The 491-nt window shown below is 76.2% G+C and carries 1 protein-coding gene; it reads right to left on the bottom strand.

Annotation, left to right across the window (positions count from 1 at the left end; translation table 11 throughout):
• The coding region (locus AC2W7A_RS13350; protein ID WP_485991768.1) for an EamA family transporter at positions 1–491 on the bottom strand (491 nt) is incomplete at both ends.

Genomic DNA, 491 nt, shown 5'->3' with positions numbered 1-491 from the left:
GACCGCGGCCACCAGCACCAGCCACACGCCGGTGAGGTCGAGCGGGGCGGCGGCGTCGGCGGTGGTGGCGACGGAGCGGCCCGCCAGGTTCTGCACCAGGAACAGCACGATCCCGGCGAGGGCCAGCACCACCCAGAGCACGTCCCGCAGCCGCCGGCTCAGGGCGGCGGCCACGGCGAGCGGGCCGAGGAACTCGATGGTCACGGCCACGCCGAGCGGGATGCGGTCGATCGCCGCGTAGAAGAACCCGTTCATGCCCGCGAAGGCCGCGCCGAGGAGCAGGACGGCGCCCCACTGGGAGCGGGTCCAGGTGCGCAGCGGCGGGCGGACGAGCGCCAGCAGGACCAGCGCGGCGACGCCGACGCGGAGCACGGTGGTGCCCCAGGGGCCGAACGTCGGGAACAGGCCGATGGCCAGGGACGCGCCCAGCTGCAGGGACAGGCAGGCGCCGAGCACCATGAGCACGCCCACCGCGGTGCGGCCCGGGCGAG

The organism is Micrococcus sp. LASM2_SD2 (genome assembly GCF_057364565.1).
Note: the sequence above shows the minus strand (reverse complement) of the source record. Positions and strands in the feature narration are given on the sequence as shown.